17 protein-coding genes are annotated in these 18563 nt (G+C 72.0%); 15 read left to right on the top strand and 2 right to left on the bottom strand.

From position 1 onward, the window contains the following. Positions 1–7 precede the first annotated feature (7 nt). Complete coding sequence (gene rlmN, locus BN1187_RS00485; protein ID WP_082034420.1) at positions 8–1186, top strand: dual-specificity RNA methyltransferase RlmN; 1179 nt, start codon at positions 8–10, stop codon at positions 1184–1186. A gap of 6 nt (positions 1187–1192) precedes the next feature. Further along, a complete protein-coding gene (locus tag BN1187_RS00480; protein WP_040157540.1) occupies positions 1193–1942 on the top strand; it encodes a YwaF family protein in 750 nt (249 codons plus the stop codon). 7 nt (positions 1943–1949) lie between these two features. On the opposite strand, the gene BN1187_RS00475 is transcribed toward BN1187_RS00480, so the two are convergent. Next, complete coding sequence (locus tag BN1187_RS00475; RefSeq protein ID WP_040157538.1) at positions 1950–3032, bottom strand: LOG family protein; 1083 nt, start codon at positions 3030–3032, stop codon at positions 1950–1952. Between the two features lie 17 nt (positions 3033–3049). Between BN1187_RS00475 and dxr the strand changes: the two genes are divergently transcribed. The 6 genes from dxr to BN1187_RS00445 are packed head-to-tail and all read left to right on the top strand — an operon-like array spanning position 3050 to position 10142. After that, positions 3050–4213, top strand: coding sequence for a 1-deoxy-D-xylulose-5-phosphate reductoisomerase (gene dxr / locus BN1187_RS00470; RefSeq protein WP_040157535.1), 1164 nt, complete (start codon positions 3050–3052; stop codon positions 4211–4213). Continuing rightward, positions 4210–5496 (top strand): M50 family metallopeptidase, encoded by a 1287-nt coding sequence (locus BN1187_RS00465; protein WP_040157532.1) that lies wholly within the window; start codon positions 4210–4212, stop codon positions 5494–5496. Before dxr ends, BN1187_RS00465 begins: the two co-directional genes overlap by 4 nt. A gap of 8 nt (positions 5497–5504) precedes the next feature. After that, the gene (gene ispG, locus BN1187_RS00460; RefSeq protein WP_040157529.1) at positions 5505–6650 is read left to right on the top strand and encodes a flavodoxin-dependent (E)-4-hydroxy-3-methylbut-2-enyl-diphosphate synthase; all 1146 of its coding nucleotides are present in this window, start codon (positions 5505–5507) and stop codon (positions 6648–6650) included. After that, complete coding sequence (locus BN1187_RS00455; protein WP_040157525.1) at positions 6647–7477, top strand: GNAT family N-acetyltransferase; 831 nt, start codon at positions 6647–6649, stop codon at positions 7475–7477. The genes ispG and BN1187_RS00455 overlap by 4 nt, the downstream gene beginning before the upstream one ends. A 55-nt stretch (positions 7478–7532) precedes the next feature. Then, positions 7533–9314 (top strand): proline--tRNA ligase, encoded by a 1782-nt coding sequence (locus BN1187_RS00450; protein ID WP_040157522.1) that lies wholly within the window; start codon positions 7533–7535, stop codon positions 9312–9314. A 24-nt stretch (positions 9315–9338) separates the two neighbouring features. Then, positions 9339–10142, top strand: coding sequence for a sulfite exporter TauE/SafE family protein (locus tag BN1187_RS00445; RefSeq protein WP_040157519.1), 804 nt, complete (start codon positions 9339–9341; stop codon positions 10140–10142). 11 nt (positions 10143–10153) lie between these two features. On the opposite strand, the gene BN1187_RS00440 is transcribed toward BN1187_RS00445, so the two are convergent. After that, entirely contained in the window at positions 10154–10654 is a 501-nt protein-coding gene (locus tag BN1187_RS00440; RefSeq protein ID WP_040157517.1) for a DUF4439 domain-containing protein, read from the bottom strand. Between the two features lie 549 nt (positions 10655–11203). Here BN1187_RS00440 and rimP point away from each other — a divergent pair. The 7 genes from rimP to BN1187_RS00405 all read left to right on the top strand — a co-directional run bounded on the left by rimP (position 11204) and on the right by BN1187_RS00405 (position 18470). Next, entirely contained in the window at positions 11204–11716 is a 513-nt protein-coding gene (gene rimP, locus BN1187_RS00435) for a ribosome maturation factor RimP (protein ID WP_040157514.1), read from the top strand. A gap of 1 nt (position 11717) precedes the next feature. Continuing rightward, positions 11718–12689, top strand: coding sequence for a transcription termination factor NusA (gene nusA, locus BN1187_RS00430; RefSeq protein ID WP_040157511.1), 972 nt, complete (start codon positions 11718–11720; stop codon positions 12687–12689). 5 nt (positions 12690–12694) lie between these two features. Then, positions 12695–12973 (top strand): YlxR family protein, encoded by a 279-nt coding sequence (locus BN1187_RS00425; RefSeq protein ID WP_052462112.1) that lies wholly within the window; start codon positions 12695–12697, stop codon positions 12971–12973. Positions 12974–13132: 159 nt separating this feature from the next. Then, positions 13133–16123, top strand: coding sequence for a translation initiation factor IF-2 (infB, locus tag BN1187_RS00420; RefSeq protein ID WP_040157509.1), 2991 nt, complete (start codon positions 13133–13135; stop codon positions 16121–16123). A gap of 127 nt (positions 16124–16250) precedes the next feature. Continuing rightward, the gene (gene rbfA / locus BN1187_RS00415; RefSeq protein WP_040157508.1) at positions 16251–16706 is read left to right on the top strand and encodes a 30S ribosome-binding factor RbfA; all 456 of its coding nucleotides are present in this window, start codon (positions 16251–16253) and stop codon (positions 16704–16706) included. 4 nt (positions 16707–16710) lie between these two features. After that, positions 16711–17607, top strand: a complete 897-nt coding sequence (gene truB, locus BN1187_RS00410) for a tRNA pseudouridine(55) synthase TruB (RefSeq protein WP_040157505.1) — start codon at positions 16711–16713, stop codon at positions 17605–17607. 53 nt (positions 17608–17660) lie between these two features. Next, positions 17661–18470: a DeoR/GlpR family DNA-binding transcription regulator gene (locus tag BN1187_RS00405; protein ID WP_040157502.1), complete on the top strand. Its 810-nt coding sequence runs from the start codon at positions 17661–17663 to the stop codon at positions 18468–18470. Positions 18471–18563: the final 93 nt, after the last annotated feature.

The following is an 18563-nucleotide window of genomic DNA, read 5'->3' as shown; positions in this document are numbered from 1 at the left end:
GGCCAGCGTGACCGATGCACTGACCGACGAGGAACGCGCGCTCGCCGACGAATTGGACGCCCACGCGCGCCAGGGCCGCGTCCTGCCGCTGCAGCTGCGCGCGAGCCGGCGCGGTAAGCCGCCCAGGCACTGGGCGGACCTCGACCCCGAGCAGCGGGTCGAGGCCGTGCTCGAGGCGGGCCTGCCGAAGTTCCGCGCCAGCCAGATCTCCAAGCACTACTTCGAGTCGCCCTCCGATGACCCGGCGTCGTGGACCGACCTGCCCCGCGGCCTGCGCGACGAGGTCGCCGAGGCGTTCTTCCCCGAGCTGTTGACCTCGGTCCGCGAACTGCAGACCGACGAGGGCACCACCGTGAAGACGCTGTGGCGGCTCTTCGACGGCGCGCTGGTCGAGTCGGTGCTCATGCAGTACGGCGTCCCCGACGTGAAGGCGAGCGGCACCGGACGCCGTCGCTCCACCCTGTGCGTCTCCAGCCAGGCGGGCTGCGGCATGGCCTGCCCGTTCTGCGCCACCGGGCAGGGTGGCCTGCAGCGCAACTTGTCGGCGGCCGAGATCGTGGCCCAGGTGAAGGAAGCCACCAAGATCGTCGGGCACCTGAACAACATCGTGTTCATGGGCATGGGCGAGCCGATGGCCAACTACAAGGCGCTCCTGCGGGCGATCCACACGATGACCGACGACATGGGCATCTCCGCGCGCGGCATCACCGTCTCGACCGTGGGGCTCGTGCCCCGCATCAGGCAACTCACCGAGGAAGGGCTGCCGGTCACGCTGGCCGTCAGCCTGCACGCCCCCGACGACGAGCTGCGCGACGAGATCGTCCCGATCAACACCCGCTTCAAGGTGGCCGAGGTCGTCGAGGCCGCCCACCACTACTTCGAGGAGACCGGACGCCGCGTCTCCATCGAGTACGCCATGATCCGCGACATCAACGACCAGGCCTGGCGCGCGGACGCGCTGGCCGAGACGCTGACCTCCGCTGGGCGCGGCACGGGCTGGGTGCACGTCAACCTGATCCCGCTGAACCCCACCCCGGGTTCGAAGTGGACGGCCTCGCGGCGCGAGGACGAGGCCGAGTTCGTCCGGCGGCTCGAGCGGCACCATGTCGCCGTCACCGTCCGCGACACCCGGGGTCGCGAGATCGACGGCGCCTGCGGGCAGCTGGCCGCCACCGTCACCGGCTGAACCGCCATGGGACCCTTCGCCCGCGACTACACCGGCGGTCGCTTCGTGACGTTCTCGGCGTCGCACTGGGCCGCGCTGGCGGTGCTGGCGCTCTGCATCGCGGCGTTGGTCACCGTGGGCCGGCGGCTGGGGGAGAGCGGACGCCGGCGCGTCCTGGTGGGGATCGTCGTGGTGCTATGGGGCACGGAGCTGAGCTATCACGCCTGGCGCGCCCTGAGCGGCACCTGGACGCCGAAGGAGATGCTGCCGCTGCACCTGTGCTCCGTGCTGGTGTGGGCGAGCGGGTTCTTGCTGCTGACCGGCAACAGGAGGCTCTACGAACTGAGCTACTTCTGGGGGCTGGCCGGCGCCACCCAGGCGCTGCTGACGCCCGACATCGGCGTCTACGGGTTCCCGCACTACCGGTTCTTCCAGTTCTTCGTGACCCACGGGCTCATCGTGGCCACCGCGGTGTGGTTCACCGCGGTCGAGGCGTACCGGCCGACGTGGGCGTCCTGGCGGCGCGCGCTGGTGACGCTGGTCTGCTACGGCGTCGTCGTCTTCGGTGTCAACACGGTGGTGGGCAGCAACTACCTGTTCCTCAACCGCAAGCCGAGCAGCCGCAGCGTTCTCGACCTGCTGCCCGCCTGGCCCGGCTACCTGCCCTACCTGGTCGGGATGGTCGTCATCGCGTTCACGCTGTTCTACCTGCCGTGGGCGATCGCGGACGCCCGCGCGACCCGCGCCGCGCGCGCCCTCGACGTGCCCGTCCGCTGAGGACGGCTCAGTCTCCGCCGGCCAGGACGGTGACGGCGGCCTCCACGTCGTCGACGAGGAACAGCCTGTCGGCCATCAGCCGGCCCTCGGCGAGGCTGCGCAGCAGGGGCCAGACCGGGACGGTGGTCGTCCAGTAGTCGCTGCCGAGCAGCACCAGCGGACGCACCTGCTCGGCGGCCAGCGCGTAGTAGTTGCGGGTGACGGCCTGGAAGATCTCCTGGACGGTCCCGGCGGCGCCCTGCACGAAGAGGATCCCGCCGCCGCACAGCCGCAGCAGGATGTCCTCACGGATCGCGTTGTCGAAGTACTTGGCGATGTGGGTGGCGAACACGTTCGGCGGCTCGTGGCCATAGAACCAGGTCGGGATGCCGACCGTCTCCCGCGGCTGCCGGACGCCGTCGCACACCGCCAGCCCGGCCGCCGCCCAGGCGTCCACGGAGTCGGCGAAGCCGGGTACCCGCGCCAGCTCAGCGCACGCGGCGTCCAGAGCGGGGCCGCCGCCGAGCGCCGCGCCCAGGTTCGCGGCCTCCATGGCGCCCGGGCCGCCGCCGGTCAGCACCATGCGTCCGCGGTCCGCCAGCGCCGCCCCCAGCTGGGCGGCGAGCAGGTAGCCCGCCGTCCCGCGCTGCAGCGCGTGGCCGCCCATGACGCCGACGGTCCGGGCCGGCTCGGTGACCAGTTCGTCGAGGGCGTCGGAGATGAAGTGGTCGTGCAGCGCCTGGGCCAGCGTCGCGTCCAGCAGCCGGGAGCGGTCGTGTCGCGTCCAGTCGTAGACGCGGCCGTCCAGGGTCGCCGGGTAGCCGCCCTCGAGCCCGGCGTAGAGCTCGTCGGGGGTGTACAGCGCGGCCCGGTACGCGTCGAACGGGACGTCGGGCAGCCGCGGGAACACGACGGCGCCGCGGCGGATCAGGTGCTCGGCGACGTGCCCCTCGATCGTGCAGCCCAAGAAGACCGTGTTCCGCACCAACAGGCGGGACAGCTGCGCGCCGCGGCCGGTCAGATCGAGGGACTGGACGAGGTGGCCGCTCAGCGTGCCCCGCTCGTCGCTGACGGCGTCCAGCTCGGCGAGAGTCTCGATTTCCGACCGCATGGTGCCAGACTGTACCGGTGCGTGATGTCGTGATTCTCGGAAGCACCGGCTCGATCGGAACCCAGGCGCTGGACGTCATCCGGCCACGTCGCGACCAGTTCCGCGTGGCCGGGTTGTCCGCTGGCGGCGGCAACCTCGATCTGCTCGCCGAGCAGGCGCTCGAGTTCGTCCCCGACGCGATCGCCGTGCCCACCGAGGAGGCCGCCGCCGAGCTGCGCCGCCGCCTCGGCGCCGACACCCCCAAGCTGTGGGTCGACGGCAACGACCGGCTCGCCGCGTCCCCGTGTGACGTCGTGCTCAACGCGATCACCGGCGCCGCCGGCCTCACCCCGACGCTGGCCGCGCTGGCCGCGGGACGCACCCTGGCGCTGGCCAACAAGGAGTCGCTGGTGATCGGCGGACGCCTCGTCATGGACGCCGCCGCGCCGGGCCAGCTCGTCGCGGTGGACTCCGAGCACTCCGCCTTCGCCCAGGCCCTGCGCGCGGGACGCCGCAGCGAGGTGCGCCGGCTGATCCTGACCGCCTCGGGCGGACCGTTCCGCGGCCGGACGCGGGCCGAGCTCACCGACGTCACGCCCGAGCAGGCGATGGCGCACCCCTCGTGGTCGATGGGCCGGGTCATCACGATCAACTCCTCGACGCTGGTCAACAAGGGGCTCGAGCTGCTGGAGGCGGGGCTGCTCTACGGCGTCGACCTCGACGACATCACCGTCGTCGTCCACCCCACCTCCGACGTCCATTCGATGGTCGAGTTCGCCGACGGCGCCACGATCGCGCAGGCCAGCCCGCCCGACATGCGCCTGCCGATCGCGCTCGGCCTCACCTGGCCCGACCGGCTGCCGGACGCGGCGGCGTCCTACGACTGGAGCAAGCCGCACGACTGGCACTTCGAGCCGCTGGACACCGAGGCGTTCGGCGCCGTGGAACTCGCCCGGCGTTGCGGCAAGGCCGGCGGAACCGCCCCGGCCGTCTTCAACGCCGCGAACGAGGTCTGCGTGGACGCCTTCTGCGACCGCCGGCTCGGCTTCCTCGGCATCGTCGACACCGTCGAGCGGGTCGTGGCGGAACACCTCGCGTCGGGCCACGTGGGCGACGAAGGGATGAGCGTCGAGGCCGTCCTCGCCGCGGACGCCTGGGCGCGCGAGCGGGCCTCGGCGCTGACCGGGGGGGTCGCCCCGTGACCCTGGCCGTGACGGTCGTCTTCGGGCTGCTGTTCTTCGCGCTACTGATGGCCTCGGTGGCGCTCCACGAGGTCGGGCACATGGTGCCGGCCAAGCTGTTCGGCGTGGCCGTCCCGCGCTACTTCGTCGGCTTCGGCCGCACGCTGTGGTCGTCACGCCGCGGCGAGACGGAGTACGGCATCAAGCTGTGGCCGCTCGGCGGCTTCGTCCAGTTGCTCGGCATGTACCCGCCGCGGCGTCCGGACGCCAAGGACACCCGTCTGCAGCGCTTCGCTGACGAGGCCCGCGCCGTGGAGTGGGACGACATCGCCCCCGAGCAACGCGACCGGCTCTTCTATGCCCAGCCCGTCGGCAGGAAGCTCCTCATCATGGCGGGCGGCATCACGATGAACCTGCTCATCGCGTTCGGGCTGTTGTGGGGCGTGGCCGGGCTGCACGGCAACCTGCGCCCGCAGCCGGTCGTCGGCGAGGTCCCCCAGTGCATCGTCGCCGGGCCCCGCGATGACCGCGCCTGCCGCCCCACCGACCCGCGGACGCCCGCCGCGCAGGCGGGCCTGCGTCCCGGCGACCGCATCGTCTCGTTCAACGGGCAGCCGATCGCCGACTACCCGCAGCTCCAGGAGCTGATCCGCGCCAACCTCGATCGCGAGGCCGCGATCGTCGTCGAGCGCGGCGGCCGCACCGAGGCGCTCGCGCCGGTGCACACCGTGGTCGCCCAGGTCCCCGACCCCGTGGACCCGAGTCGCCGCGTCGCCGCGGGCTGGCTCGGGCTGTCGCCCACGCTGGAGCGCGTCAAGGAGGGTCCGGCCGAGGTGCTGCGCGACATGGGGCGCGCGAGCGTGCAGTCGATCGCCGCGATCGTCCAGTTCCCGGTCAAGGTGGTCAACGTGGTGATCGACCTGGCCACCGGGCGTCCGCGCGACATCTACAGCCCGATCAGCATCGTCGGCGCCAGCGCGGCCGCGGGCGAGGTCGCGACCGCGGGCAACGCCACCCTCGGGGACCGCGCCGCCATGTTTGCGAGCCTGCTGGCGTCGGTGAACCTGTTCCTGGCGCTGTTCAACCTCGTCCCACTGCCGCCGCTGGACGGGGGGCATATGGCCGGCGCCCTGTATGAGGGGGCGCGACGTACAGTGGCGCGGTGGAGAGGTCGCCCCGATCCGGGACCGGCCGACACCGCGAAGATGGTGCCCGTGGCCTACGCCATGGGTGCATTCTTGCTGTTGTGCGGTCTCGTCCTGATCGTGGCCGACATCTTCTCGCCCGTGAAACTGTTCGGATAAGGAGCACGATGACCGTCAACCTCGGAATGCCCACGCCGCCTGCCCCGACGCTTGGGCAGCGGAAGCCCACCCGCCTGCTGCACGTGGGCAAGGTTCCGGTGGGCGGCGGGTCGCCGGTGTCCGTTCAGTCGATGACCGTCACCAAGACGACCGACATCAACGGCACGCTGCAGCAGATCGCGGAGCTCACCGCGTCCGGCTGCGACATCGTCCGCGTCGCCGTCCCGAGCCAGGACGACGCCGACGCGCTGCCGATCATCGCGATGAAGAGCCAGATCCCCGTCATCGCCGACATCCACTTCAACCCCAAGTACGTCTTCGCGGCGATCGACGCCGGGTGCGCCGCCGTCCGCGTCAACCCGGGCAACATCAAGCAGTTCGACGACAAGGTCGCCGAGATCGCCAAGGCCGCCACGGCGTCCGGCGTGCCGCTGCGCATCGGCGTCAACGCCGGCTCCCTCGACAAGCGAGTGATGGGCAAGCACGGCTCAGCGACCCCCGAGGCGCTGGTCGAATCCGCGATGAACGAGGCCCAGCTGTTCGAGGACGTCGGCTTCTACGACTTCGCGATCTCCGTCAAGCACCACGACCCCGTCGTGATGGTCGAGGCCTACCGGCTGCTGTCCGAGCGCTGCGACTACCCGCTGCACCTCGGCGTGACCGAGGCGGGTCCCGCGTTCCAGGGCACGATCAAGTCGGCCACCGCGTTCGGCATCCTGCTCGCGGAGGGCATCGGCGACACGATCCGGGTGTCGCTGTCCGCCCCGCCCGTCGAGGAGGTCAAGGTCGGCATCAAGATCCTGGAGTCGCTCAACCTGCGTCCCCGCAAGCTCGAGATCGTCTCCTGCCCGTCCTGTGGCCGCGCCCAGGTGGACGTGTACAAGCTGGCCGACGACGTCACCTCCGGCCTGGAGGGCATGACGGTCCCGCTTCGCGTCGCCGTGATGGGCTGCGTCGTCAACGGGCCCGGCGAAGCCCGCGAGGCCGACCTGGGCGTCGCGTCCGGCAACGGCAAGGGCCAGATCTTCGTCAAGGGCGAGGTGATCAAGACGGTGCCCGAGTCCGAGATCGTCGCCACCCTCATCGAGGAGGCCAACCGTATCGCCGCCGAGATGGAGCAGACCGGGGATTCCCCGGAGGTGGTGGTCGGGTGACCCGGAGCCGGGTGCTGGACGAGGGCGACGCCGCCCTCGTCGCCCGGCTGCTCGCCGACGACCCCATCGGCAACTGCTTCGTCGCCTCCCGGGTGGACGCCGGCGTGCTGCGCCCCGCCGGACCGGGTGAGCTGTGGGGCTACCCAGCGGACGATCCGTACGCGCTGTTGCACGTCGGCTCGAACCTGGTGGCCGTGAACGCGGACGCCGAGGCGTTGGACGCGTTCGTCGCCGACCTGGGCCGCTGGCGCACGTTCGTGGCCATCGTCGGACGCTCCGCCGTCGCCCTTACCCTGTGGCGGCTGCTGGCCGAACGCTGGGGAGGGTCCTACCAGCGGGCTCGGGTGGTGCGCGAGCGGCAGCTCCTGATGGCCCGCTCGAGCCCGAGCCCGCTCGCCCCCGACCCGCGGGTCCGCCGCGCGACGCCGCACGACTTCGACAGCTACTTCGACGGCGCGGTCGCGATGTACCGCGAGGAGCTCGAGGAGGACCCGCTCGCCACGAACCCCACCGGTTACCGCCGCTACGTCAACACGCTGATCGACAACGGCCGGGCGTTCGCGATCGTCGACGGGGGCCGGGTCGTGTTCAAGGCCGACCTCGGGGCGATGTCGGCGCAGGTGGCGCAGGTGCAGGGGGTGTGGGTGGCCCCCCAGTGGCGTGGACGCGGCGTCTCCGCCCCCGCCATGGCCGCGGTCACCAACGCGATCGTCGCCGGGGGACGCACCGCCTCGCTGTACGTCAACGACTTCAACGCCCCGGCGATCGCCTGCTACCGCCGCTGCGGCTACGACACCGTCGGCGAGCTGTCCTCGATCCTGTTCTGAGGGCCCGCGCTCGGCGCCCGGGCGGACAGGGCGCCGTCCTGGGTAGAGTGACCCGGTGATCACGCGCATGACCGAGTTGTTCGTCCGCACGCTCCGGGAGGACCCCGCGGACGCCGAGGTACCCAGCCACCGCTGGCTCGTCCGGGCCGGCTACATCCGCCGCGTCGCGCCTGGCATGTACTCGTGGCTGCCGCTGGGGCTGCGCGTGCTGCACAAGGTGGAGACGATCGTCCGCGAGGAGATGGACGCGATCGGCGCCCAAGAGGTGCGCTTCCCCGCACTGCTGCCGCGCGAGCCCTACGAGGCCACCGGCCGCTGGACCGAGTACGGCCCCAATCTGTTCCGCCTGAAGGACCGCAAGGGCTCCGACCTGCTCCTCGGGCCCACCCACGAGGAGATGTTCACCCTCACGGTGAAGGACCTGTACTCCAGCTACAAGGACCTTCCGCTGGCGCTCTACCAGATCCAGACCAAGTACCGCGACGAGGCCCGGCCCCGCGCCGGCCTCCTGCGCGGACGCGAATTCATCATGAAGGACTCCTACTCCTTCGACGTCGACGACGCCGGCCTGCAGGCCTCCTACGACAAGCACCGTGCCGCGTACGTGCGCATCTTCGACCGGCTCGGGCTGGAGTACGTGATCGTGCGGGCCATGTCCGGCGCGATGGGTGGCTCGGCCTCGGAGGAGTTCCTGGCGGTCGCCCCGAACGGCGAGGACACCTTCGTCCGCAGCCCCGGCGGCTACGCCGCCAACGTCGAGGCCGTGCAGCGTCCCCGCCCCGCCGCCCAGGACGCCGCCGCGACCGGCCCCGCGCGGGTCGTCGACACCCCCGACACGCCGACGATCTCGAGCCTGGTGGGCGTCCTCAACGAGCGCTACCCGCGCGAGGACCGGGCCTGGACCGGAGCCGACACGCTGAAGAACGTCGTGTTCATGCTGGTGAACCCCGACGGGACCCGCGAGCCGCTGGCGATCGGCCTGCCCGGCGATCGCGAGGTCGACACGAAGCGGCTCGAGGCAGCCGTCGAGCCCGCCGAGGTGACCGCGTTCACCGACGACGACTTTCCCGCCTACCCGGTGCTGAAAAAGGGCTACATCGGCCCGCAGGCGCTCGCCCTGGGCGAGCCGGACGCCGACGGCCGGACCCCGGCCGGCCGGGTGCGCTACCTCGTCGACCCCGAGGTCGTCGACGGCTCCGCGTGGGTCACCGGCGCGAACGAGCCCGGACGCCACGTCATCGACCTGGTCTGCGGCCGCGACTTCACGCCCGACGGCGTCCTCGACGTCGCCGAGATCCGCGAGGGCGACCCGGCCCCCGACGGCTCCGGCCCGCTGTCTTTGGCCCGCGGGATCGAGATGGGCCACATCTTCCAGCTCGGCCGCAAGTACGCCGACGCGCTCGGGCTGAAGGTGCTGGACGCCAACGGCAAGCTCGTCACGGTCACCATGGGCTCCTACGGCATCGGCGTCTCCCGCGCGGTGGCCGCCGTCGCCGAGACCACGGCCGACGACAAGGGGCTGTCCTGGCCGCGCGCGATCGCCCCCTACGACCTCCACATCGTCGCGACCGGCAAGGACGCGGCGGTGGCCGAGTACGCCGGCGGACTCGCCGAGGAGCTCTCGTCCCGCGGGGTCGAGGTTCTGCTGGACGACCGCAAGGCCAGCCCCGGGGTCAAGTTCGCGGACGCCGAGGTGCTCGGCGTGCCCACCAGCGTGGTGGTCGGGCGCGGCCTGGCCGACGGCCTCATCGAGGTGCGCGACCGCGCGAGCGGAGAGCGCACCGACGTCGCCGTCGACGACGTCGTGGAGCACCTCCTCGCGCTGGTCCGTGGCTGAGCCGGGCTGTTCCGTGGCTTCGTCGTGATCGACGTCGCGGCGCTCGTCGGCATCCCGGTGGGGGTGCTGGCGCTGCTCGTGCTGGCGTCGTTCGCCGCCGGCTGGATCGATTCGATCGTGGGCGGCGGCGGGCTCATCCAGCTGCCGGCGCTGCTGATCGGCCTCCCGTCCGACACCTCGGTGCCGATGGTGTCGGGCACGAACAAGGTGCCCTCCGCCTTCGGGACGGCCATGGCCGCGGTCACCTACGCGCGCTCGGTCGCCGTCTCGCTGCGCCAGGTGCTGCCGCTGATCGCGGGCGCGGCGGCGGGGTCGGGGATCGGCGCGCAGCTGACGCACCTGCTCGCCCGCGAGCAGTTCACCCCGATCGTGCTGGCCGCCGTCGTCGTGGTCGGGGTCTACACCTGGCGCCGCCCGCAACTCGGGCTGGCGGCGATCGACAAGCACGTCGGAACGGCGGCGCTGTGGCGCCTCGCCGCGATCGGCCTGGCCGTCGGGCTGTGGGACGGCTTCATCGGGCCCGGCACCGGGTCGTTCTTCCTGATCGCCCTGGTGGGGGTGATGGGGTACGAGTTCCTCACCGCGACGACGCTGGCGAAGATGGCCAACCTGACCACGAACATCGCCGCGATCGCGGTGTTCGCCGCGAGCGGCCAGATCTGGTGGGCGGTGGCGCTGCCGATGGCCGTGGCCAACCTCACCGGCGGGTGGTTGGGGTCCCGGACGGCCGTCCGCAACGGCAACGCGTTCGTCCGCAAGGTGTTCCTGGTCGTCGTGGCAGCGCTCGCCGTCAAGCTGGCCGCCGACATCGTCCAGCAGTGGTGGTGAGCGCTCCGGCGTCAGCTCAGGCCGGGCCAGCGGGGGATCGGGGTGCCCCAGCGGGTCAGGTCGTACGTGGCCGTCCCGAGCACGCTGACGAGAGCCGGCCGCGCGGACGCCGGCCCCGACTGGATCGCCACCGCCAGGTGGGGCAGCGCGGCGGCCTGGAGGCGTCCGACCTCGGCCCTCGCGGCGGCGGGCGTCCCGGGCGGCTGGATGTCGTAGGACGCCAGCGCGGCGATCGGCGTCCCGGGGATGGCGGTGACGGCGTCGACGAGCGTGTCGCGCAGCACCCGCCACGCGGCGAGCCGGCCCAGCACGGCGGCCCGGTCGGGCGGCGTCCAGCCGGGGGTAGCCAGCGTCACCGGCAGGCCGTAGATCACGGCGTGACACGCGGCGAGGGCGTCGTTCGCGGCGTCGATGGGCGCGGCGGAGGCGGGTAGCTGCGCCGCCCCCTCTTGTTGCACCCGGACGTTGCCCGCCACCACCGCGACCGCGGCGAGCCGGCACCAGGTCGCCATGCTGGCCCACAGGGCCGCGGACGGGGCGGCGCCCTCGTCGGCGCGAGAGCGGTAGTAGCCGGAGTCCGCGTTGAGCTGCGCCGCGACCCGTGCGGCGGGGACCGGGCCGGCCGCGGGGGCCGGGCCCGCGGCGTCCAGGCCCAGGGCGCCGATCTGCTCGGAACAGACGCTCAGGGCCCAGCCCAGGGCGGCGGTCTGGCCCGGTGTCGCCTTCCAGGACGCGGCCGACGCGTGCGAGGCGGTCAGCGCGGCATGCAGCGCGTTCAGGCGCCGGGCGTCGTCCGGTGCTGCGGTGAACGGGGTGCGTCGCGCTCGGGTCGGGGTGGGGGGAGGCCGTCCGGTGGTCGACCGGGGTGGGCGTCTGGAACGGAGGGACGCGGCTGCATCCCGCGGCGGCGACGGCGACGCCGGCGGCGATCAGGACATGACGTCGGCTCCACACGGGAGGCAACCTACCGCAGCCGCCGACTATGATGCGGGGCGACACAATCGCTTCATCAACGAGGATCAGACAATCGGAAAGCAGGACGCTCCCATGGAGGCACGGTCATGAAGGATCAGGCGATCAATGCCCTGGTGACGCCGATCGTCGAGGCCCAGGGCCTCGAGGTCGACCGCATCGAGAACGCCGGCGCGGGCAAGCGCACCGTCCTGCGAATCGCCTTGGACGGGGACGGCCCCGACGGTCGTGGGCCCAGCCTCGACGACATCGCGGCGGCGACCCGGGCGATCTCGGACGCCCTCGATTCCAGCGACGTGATGGGCGAGCGTCCCTACGTCCTCGAGGTGTCCAGCCGCGGGGTCTCCCGCCCGCTGACCGCCCCGAAGCATTACCGGCGCAACGTCGGACGCCTCGTGGCGCTCACGCTCGCCGACGAGCCGAGCGTCACCGGACGCATCGTCGCGGCCGGGGACGACGAGGTCGAGATCGACGTCGACGGCGTGCGCCGCACCCTCGGCTACCCCAGCATCACGAAGGCCGTCGTCCAGGTGGAGCTCAACCGCGCCCCCGACGAGGCCGAGGACGCCGACGGCGTGGACGCCGGCGACGAGGAGGAGTGACATGGATATCGACCTGAGTGCCCTGCGCGCGATCGAGCGCGACAAGGAGATCCCGATGGACGTCCTGATCGGCGCGCTCGAGGAGGCGCTGCTCAACGCCTACGAGAAGACCGAGGACGCCAAGCGAGGCGCGCGTGTCGAGCTCGACCGCAAGACCGGCCGGGTCAGCGTGATCGCGCCCGAGCGTGACGAGGAGGGCACGATCGTCGGCGAGTACGACGACACCCCCGAGGGCTTCGGCCGGGTCGCGGCCACCACGGCCCGCCAGGTGATCCTTCAGCGCCTTCGCGAGGCCGAGGACGAGCAGAAGTTCGGACACTTCTCGGCCAAGGAGGGCGACATCATCACCGGCGTCGTCCAGCAGGACCGCGACAGCCGCACCGTCCGCATCGACCTGGGCTCGATCGAGGCGATCATGCCGCTGGCCGAACAGGTGCCGAACGAGACCTACACCCACGGCATGCGGCTGCGCGTCTACGTCGTGGCGGTCCGCCGCGAGCAGCGCGGGCCGCAGATCGTCGTGTCGCGCACGCACCCGAACCTGGTGCAGCGGCTGTTCCGCATGGAGGTGCCCGAGATCGAGTCCGGCGTCGTGGAGATCAAGGCGATCGCCCGCGAGGCCGGTCACCGCACCAAGATCGCGGTGCTGTCGCACGACCGCGAGGTCTCGGCGAAGGGCGCGTGCATCGGGCCGATGGGGCAGCGCGTCCGCTCGGTCATGACGGAACTCAACGGCGAGAAGATCGACATCATCGACTACTCGGAGGACGGGGCCACGTTCGTCCGGGAGGCGCTGTCGCCGGCCAAGGTGTCGTCGGTGACCGTCACCGACCAGTTCGCCAAGGCCGCCCGGGTCATCGTGCCCGACTACCAGCTGTCGCTGGCGATCGGACGCGAGGGCCAGAACGCCAGGTTGGCGGCCCGGCTGACCGGCTGGCGCATCGACATCCGTCCCGACACCCAGGCCGACTGAGACCGGTGACGACGACGCGGACGCCCGAGCGCACCTGCGTCGGCTGCCGGCGGCGCGCCGAGCAGTCGGCGCTGGTGCGGATCGTCGTCGACGGCGATCGGTTCGCCGTGGACGCCCGCCGCGCCGCCGGCGGCCGGGGCGCCTACCTGCACCCCGGGTGCGGCGCGAAAGCGCTGCGGAACCGGGCGATTCCGCGGGCGCTGCGGGCTACGGTGGGGTCGACGGTCCAACTCGAGGCGCTGCTGGCCGAGGTGGACGCCCTGGCCGGCCCGGCGTCCGCTTAGCCAAACCGTTGCCCGACGGCGTACACTGTCAGGTGCGCTTCGCGCGCTGTGCGCGAACACAACCAGGAAAGTGGGCTCACGCTCATGACCACTCGATGAGTATTCAGAAATGAGCAAGAACTAACTGGTCCGCGCGCGACGCGGACCTGAAGGAGAGTAGTGGCCAAGGTCCGCGTCTACGAACTTGCCAAAGAGTTCGGACTCGAAAGCAAAGAGGTCCTCAAGACCCTCAACGACATGGGCGAATTCGTTCGCTCCGCCTCGTCGACGATCGAGGCACCCGTCGTCCGACGCCTCACCGAGAGGCTGAAGAGCAATTCCGGCCAGGGCAAGGACAGCCCGGCCGCGTCCGCGCCGAAGGGGCGCGCGGACGCCAGCAGCACGTCCACCGCCACGCCGAAGCCCGGGCAGAAGGCTGCCACGCCGGGCCCGCGGCCGACCCCGGGACGCTCCGCGGCGCCCAAGCCGGGCCAGGCCGCCGCCAGGCTGGGGCACAACCCGCGGCTGGCGCAGCAGTCCGATCAGGCCGAGCAGGCCAAGGTCGCGCAGCAGCCGGCGTCCGCACAGCAGGCGACGCCGACGCGTCCGGCGATGCCCCAGGCGCCGAAGCGGGCCGAGGCGGTCCGCACGGAGACGCAGCAGCCGGCCGAGGGCGGCCAGACGCAGCCGAGCGGTCAGAGCAAGCCCGCGGCGCCGCGTCCCGCCCCGAGCGCGCCCACCAACCGGCGCCCCTCGGCGACCCCGGGCCCGCGCCCGAGCGCGTCGACCGATCGGTCGTCCGCGCCGCGGCCCGGCCCCCGTCCGGGCCCGCGTCCCGGCGGCACCGGCGGCCTGCCCGGACAGAACGCCCATACCAACCGACGTCCCGGCACCCCGCGTCCGGGCAACAATCCCTTCGCCTCGAGCCAGGGGATGGGCGTGCGCCGTTCCCGCCCCGAGGGCGGTCGCGGCGAGCGCACGGGCACGGGCCAGGGCGCCCCGCGTCCCGGCGCCTCCGATCAGCAGCGCCAGCCCCGTCCGGGCGGCACCGGCGGCATGCCGCGGCCGAACCCCGCGATGATGCCGAAGCACAGCTCCAGCCAGCTGCAGCCCGCGACGACGAACCGTCGCTCCGGCGGCGGCCGTGGCCGTCCCGGCTCGGCGCCGGGACGCGGTGGCGCGCCGGGTCACGCCCCGAGCGGGCCCATCGGCGGCGGTCGCGGCGGCCGCGGTGGCCGCGGCGGCTCCGGCACGCAGGGTGCCTTCGGGCGCGGCGGCCAGTCGCGCCGCGGGCGTAAGAGCCGTAAGCAGCGCAGGCAGGAATTCGACCAGATGGAGGCGCCGTCGGTTGGCGGCGTGCGCATCCGCAAGGGCAACGGCGAGACGGTGCGGCTGCGCCGCGGCGCCTCGCTGACCGACCTGGCCGAGAAGATCGGCGTCGAGCCGGCGAGCCTGGTGCAGGTGCTGTTCAACCTCGGCGAGATGGTCAACGCCACCCAGACCGTGTCCGACGACACGCTGGAGGCGCTCGGTCTCGAGCTCAACTACAACATCGAGGTCGTCTCGCCCGAGGACGAGGACCGCGAACTGCTGGAGAGCTTCGACGTCACCTTCGGCGAGAACGAGGGCGACGACGACGACCTCGAGGTCCGTCCGCCGGCCGTGACCGTCATGGGTCACGTCGACCACGGCAAGACGAAGCTGTTGGACGCGCTGCGCCACAGCAACGTCGTCGCCAAGGAGGCGGGTGGCATCACGCAGGCCATCGGCGCCTACCAGGTGTCGACCGAGGTCGACGGCGAGGAACGTCGCATCACGTTCATCGACACCCCGGGTCACGAGGCGTTCACGGCCATGCGTGCCCGCGGCGCGAAGTCGACCGATATCGCCGTCCTGGTGGTGGCGGCCGATGACGGCGTGATGCCGCAGACGATCGAGGCGCTCAACCACGCCAAGGCGGCCGACGTGCCGATCGTGGTCGCGGTGAACAAGATCGACCGTCCCGAGGCCGACCCGCAGAAGGTGCGCGGGCAGCTCACCGAGTACGGGCTGGTTCCCGAGGAGTACGGCGGCGACACGATGTTCGTCGACGTCTCGGCGGTGACCGGCGAGGGCCTCGACGAGTTGCTCGAGGCGATCGTGCTGACCGCCGACGCGTCGCTCGACCTGCGCGCCAATCCCGACATGCCCGCCCAGGGCGTCGCGATCGAGGCGCACCTCGACAAGGGCCGCGGCCCCGTCGCCACGGTGCTGGTGCACCGCGGAACGCTGCACACCGGCGACTCGATCGTCACCGGGTCGGCGCACGGCCGCGTCCGCGCCATGATCAACGATCAGGGCGAGACCGTCGACGAGGCGCCGCCGTCCATGCCCGTGCAGGTGCTCGGCCTGACGTCCGTCCCGGGAGCCGGCGACAACTTCCTGGTTGTCGACGACGACCGCAGGGCGCGGCAGATCGCCGACAAGCGCGAGGCCCGGCAGCGTGCCGCGATGTTGGCCAAGACGACGCGCCGCAAGACCCTCGACCAGCTGTTCGAGCAGTTGGAGAAGGGCGAGACGCAGGAGCTCAACCTGATCCTGAAGGGCGACTCGGCCGGTGCCGTGGAGGCGCTGGAGGATTCGCTGCTGCAGATCGACGTGGGCGACGAGGTCGAGCTGCGGGTCATCGACCGCGGTGTCGGTGCTATCACCGAGACCAACGTCACGCTGGCCGCGGCGTCCGATGCCGTCATCATCGGCTTCAACGTCCGCGCCCAGGGCAAGGCGACCCAGCTGGCCGACGCCGAGGGCGTCGACATCCGCTACTACTCGGTCATCTACTCGGCGATCGACGACGTCGAGGCGGCGTTGAAGGGCATGCTCAAGCCGATCTACGAGGAGCACGTCCTCGGCCAGGCCGAGATCCGGCAGATCTTCCGCAGCTCGAAGATCGGCATCATCGCCGGCTGTATGGTCCTCGACGGCCACGTCCGCCGCAACGCGAAGGCTCGACTGCTGCGCGACGGTGTGGTCATCACCGACACGACCATCGCGTCGCTGCGCCGGGAGAAGGACGACGTCACCGACGTCCGCGAGGGTTACGAGTGCGGCCTGACGCTGCACAACTACTCCGACATCTCCGTCGGCGACATCGTCGAGACCTACGAAATGGTCGAGAAGCCGCGCGAGTGAGCGTCGCGGTCCGGCCCGGGCACCGTCCCGGGCCGGACCGGTCTTCGTCCGTTCGGGCGGCGTACCCCGGCTTGACCGGACGCCGCCCTCGGCGGCGCGCCGTCCACCCCGTTCAGAGAGGTTCATCATGGGCAACCCCCGCTACGTCAAGGTCGCCGAGCAGATCAAGGTCATCGTGGCCGACATGCTCGAGCGCCGCATCAAAGACCCCCGGCTCGGGTTCGTCACGCTGACCGACGTGCGGATGACCGGCGACGGCCGGGAGGCGACGATCTTCTACACCGTGCTCCCCAGTTCGCCGGAGCGTGCCGACGAGGAGGTCGCCGGCACCGCCGCGGCGCTGCGCTCCGCGCGCGGGCTGATCCGCTCGACCGTGGGCAAGCAGCTCGGCATGAAGTTCACCCCCACCATCGAGTTCGTCTCGGACGCCGTGCCGGAGTCGGCCGCCGAGATCGAGGCCGTGCTGTCCCGTGCCCGCCAGTCGGACGCCGAGCTCGCGGCCCGGTCCGCCGGCGCCGTCCACGCGGGGGAGTCCGACCCCTACCGCAAGAAGCGCGACGAGGACGAGGACGCGGACGCCTGAGTCGATGACCGAATCGGGCCTCCTCGTCGTCGACAAGCCCGCGGGGATCACCTCGCACCAGGTGGTCTCGCGGGCTCGTCGCGCGCTCGGCCTCAAGAAGATCGGCCACGCCGGCACGCTCGACCCGATGGCGACCGGCGTGCTCATCCTGGGCGTGGGCCGGGCGACGCGGCTGCTGGGGCACCTCACGCTGGCGGACAAGGCCTACAGCGCCACGATCAGGCTCGGTCAGGCCACCGTGACCGACGACGCCGAGGGTGACGTGACGGACGCCCCCGGCGCCGACGGGCTCACCCGGTCTCGCGTCGAGGACGCCGTCGCGGCCTATCGCGGCGACATCGTCCAGGTGCCCTCGGCCGTCTCCGCGATCAAGGTGGACGGCAAGCGCTCCTACGCGCGCGTCCGGGCCGGCGAGGACGTCGAGCTCGCCGGGCGCCCGGTGACCGTGTCCCGTTACGACGTGCACGGTGTCCGGCCGGCCCGCGCCGGGGACGTCGCCGTGCTGGATGTCGACGTCGAGGTCGAGTGCAGCAGCGGCACCTACATCCGGGCATTGGCGCGCGATCTCGGCCGCGACCTCGGCTGCGGCGGCCATCTCACCGCGCTGCGTCGCACCCGGTTGGGCCCGTTCACCGTCGCGGACGCCACGTGGGACGGCGTGCTGGGCGAGTTGGCGCCGGGCGAACGGCTCTCGTTGCTGTTGACCCCGATGGCGGACGCCGCCCGCGCCACCATGCCCGTCGTCGAGGTGGACGCCGCCGGCGCGACAGACGTGAGCCACGGCCGTCCGCTGGCGCTGGAGGTGCCGGCCGACCCCACCGGCGTCGTGCACGAGGGACGCCTGCTGGCCCTCTACAAGCCGGCGCACTCCGGCAGCGTCCCCGTCGCCGTCCTGGTCTGATGCCCAGCGCCGGTGGACGGTGCGCTCGGCTACAGTGACCGCAAGGAGGGACCGTGAGCGAGAGACAAGGCGGCCGCGGTAGCGCCAGCGACCAGTTGGAGCGCCGCAACCTGATCGCCGACCGGGTGGTCGCCCGCGGGAGCGCGACGGTCGAAGACCTCGCCAACGCGATGGGCGTCTCGGTCATGACGATCTACCGCGACGTCGCGGCGCTCGAGGAAGCCGGGTTGGTGCAGCGCAACCGGGGCACGGTCTCGGCCCTGGCCACCGGTCTGCACGAGGCGTCCGCGTCGTTCCGGCTCGGCCAGAACGTCCCGCAGAAGCGGGCGCTCGGCGAGGCCGTGGCCCGCCACGTCTCGCCCGGCATGTCGCTGATGATCGACGACTCGACCTCGGGGGTGTGGGCGCTGCGCGCGATGGCGGGGTTGACCCCGCTGACGGTGATCACGAACTCGCTGCTGGTGGCGCGGGAGGTCGAGCACTCCACGGGCGTGCGGTTGCTGGTCGCCGGCGGCTCGTACGAGGCGTGGGCGGAGTCGCTGATGGGGTCGGCGACCGTCGGCATGATCCACGACCTGCGCGCCGACGTCGCGGTGATCTCCGCGTCCGGGATCAGCGAGGGACGCTGCTTCCACCCGCATTCGGACGCCTCGCAGATCAAGCAGGCGATGCTGGCGTCGTCGCGGACGCGCTACCTCATCCTCGATCACACGAAGTTCCGGCGCCGAGCGCTGCACGCGTTCGCGTCCCTGACCGATTTCGACGTGGTCTTCACCGACGACGGCATCGACGACGGGGTCCGGCAGCGGCTGGACGACCTGGGCGTCCCTCTCGAAGTGGTTCCGGTGCGCGACGACGCCTAGTTTCTCTCGGCGGCGGCTCCTAGGCTGAGCCCGGTCGCTCTCGTCGGAGGGCCACCGTTTTTCACACAAACTATGGTGCCTCAAACACCCTTC

Source organism: Nigerium massiliense, from assembly GCF_000826085.1.
In the GTDB taxonomy this organism is placed as follows: domain Bacteria; phylum Actinomycetota; class Actinomycetes; order Propionibacteriales; family Propionibacteriaceae; genus Propioniciclava; species Propioniciclava massiliense.
The sequence above is the reverse complement of the archived record's forward strand: the minus strand, read 5'-3'. Positions and strand labels throughout refer to the sequence as shown.